The organism is Microcystis sp. M53603_WE2 (assembly GCF_030065435.1).
Window position 1 is genome coordinate 1 of record NZ_JASJFF010000834.1, and the last position, 2163, is coordinate 2163.

Annotated in this window: 3 protein-coding genes; all 3 read left to right on the top strand. The window is 46.4% G+C overall.

Annotated features, from left to right (window positions below):
* The first annotated feature begins 57 nt into the window (after window positions 1-57).
* Complete coding sequence (locus PX481_RS17730; protein WP_002758662.1) at window positions 58-771, top strand: SIMPL domain-containing protein; 714 nt, start codon at window positions 58-60, stop codon at window positions 769-771.
* A gap of 117 nt (window positions 772-888) precedes the next feature.
* The gene (locus PX481_RS17735) at window positions 889-1776 is read left to right on the top strand and encodes an alpha/beta fold hydrolase (RefSeq protein ID WP_002758663.1); all 888 of its coding nucleotides are present in this window, start codon (window positions 889-891) and stop codon (window positions 1774-1776) included.
* 42 nt (window positions 1777-1818) lie between these two features.
* Window positions 1819-2163, top strand: a 345-nt coding sequence (locus tag PX481_RS17740) for a hypothetical protein (protein WP_288095257.1), incomplete at its 3' end; no start/stop codon positions are given.

Genomic DNA, 2163 nt, shown 5'->3' on the forward strand with positions numbered 1-2163 from the left:
AATTGCCCAAAATAAAGGCTAGAATCGAAATATAGTATCGATCGCTACGGATTTTTCATGAATTACAGAAAATTTTGCTTGGCTTTTTTGCTGTCCCTTATCCTCATCAACACCGGATTAGTTATGCCTAGTTACGCAAACGAAAGAGAATTGAGGACAATTACCGTGACGGGGGAAGGAATAGAAAATATCGCCACTTCTCAAGCAGTAGTGCGCTTAGGGGTAGAAGTTCAAGGCAAAGAAGCGGGGAAAGTGCAGCGGGAAACCGCCAATCGTAGCGATGCGGTGGTTAAATTTCTCCGTTCCCGTCAAGTGGAAAAATTGGAAACCACCGGCATCAGTTTACAGCCCAATTACGACTTCAGCAACAACCAAAGACGTTTAATCGGTTATATCGGGGCTAATTTGATTAGTTTTCAGATCGATATAGCCCAAGCGGGGATTTTAATCGATGAAGCGGTGAAAGTCGGGGCAACACGCATCGATGGGGTCAGTTTTACTGCTGGGGAATCAGCGATCGCAGCTGCCCAAAGAACCGCTCTCATCAAAGCCACGGAACAAGCTAGAGAACAGGCGACAATCGTGTTACAAGCCCTCGGTTTAGTGGCGAAAGAAACGGTTTCTATCCAAGTGGGTAATACAGGTAATCCCGTGCCAATAGCTCGCTCAGAAGCGGTTTTTCGGAGTCGGAGTGCCGATGCTGCCAGTAGCCCGGTTATCGGAGGGGAACAAACCCTGCGCGCTGCTGTCACCCTCGAAATTAGCTATTAAGATAACTTTCAGCTATCAGTTATCAGCCTGGGTTTTTTTGACCGGAAATCTTGGATACAGGCTGATAAAATCAACGCCGATGTTCGGAAACTCTAGAAAAAACTGTCCCCCTCATCCGTGAATTATCCTAACTTTTTACCCACTGTTAGCGAGGGATTGAGCGAAGATACCTCCCTTGCTCTCCTCGAAAATATCCAGCAAATTGCCATCGATAGCCCCATCTATCCCCGATCGATTCTAACTACCTATAGTCAACAAGGGCAAGGTCAACCGCCTTTTGTCCTCCTGCACGGTTTTGATAGTTCCCTGCTGGAATTTCGGCGTTTACTACCTTTACTCGCCCAAAATAGGGAAACTTGGGCGATAGATCTACTCGGCTTCGGTTTTACTGAGCGAGAGCCAGATTTAGAAGTATCTCCCGAAACTATTAAAAGCCATCTTTACCATTTCTGGAGAACTGCGATCGCCGAACCGATAATTTTAGTCGGTGCTTCCATGGGGGGTGCAGTGGCCCTCGATTTTGCCCTCTCCTACCCAGAAATAGTGGCAAAATTAGTCCTGATTGACAGCGCAGGACTAGCTAACCCCCCAGTTTTGGGTAAATTGATGTTTTCTCCCCTCGATAAGTGGGCAACTAATTTTTTAGCCAATCCCCGCGTGCGCCAAAATATCAGTCGTACCGCCTATTTCGATCAAACTTTGGCTAGTGTTGATGCTTGCACCTGTGCTAGTCTGCACCTGAATTGTCCCCACTGGAGTGAGGCTTTAATCTCCTTTACCAAAAGTGGCGGTTATGGGGCATTTTTGCCGAAATTAAGCCAAATAAACCGAGAAACTCTGATTATTTGGGGAGAAAACGATCGAATTTTAGGCACAGAAGACGCGAAGAAATTTCAGCAGGCTTTGCCCAATAATCAACTGGTCTGGATTCCTCGCTGTGGCCATGTTCCCCACCTCGAAAAACCAGAACTTACCGCAGCTGCGATAGTTAAATTCGCGAGCTAAGAACTTATAATAGGATTATTTGACCCTATAGTGCCAACTTTTATGAAATTTTTGCCGATCGCTCTCGGTACATTCAGCCTTCTGAGTTTATCTGTCAATATTCCTGCTACTGTAGCCACACAACAGCTTTTTTGTCAAGGCCGCATGAATAACGGTTGGTCCTATTCGGCAGAATTTCTCAATGGACGTTTTGAGCGCATTCGCTGGACGCGCTCCGGTCAACCCCCCCAAGTTTCTAGCCTTAGTTTTAAAAATACTAACAACAAAGGACAACCGATTTATCGTGGCAGTCTATTCGCCGCAGTCAGTGTGACTCTGATAGACTTATCGAAAGGAGATGTCCGTCCCGGTTCGCAAATTTCCGTGGGAGTGGAAGAATGGGGTTGG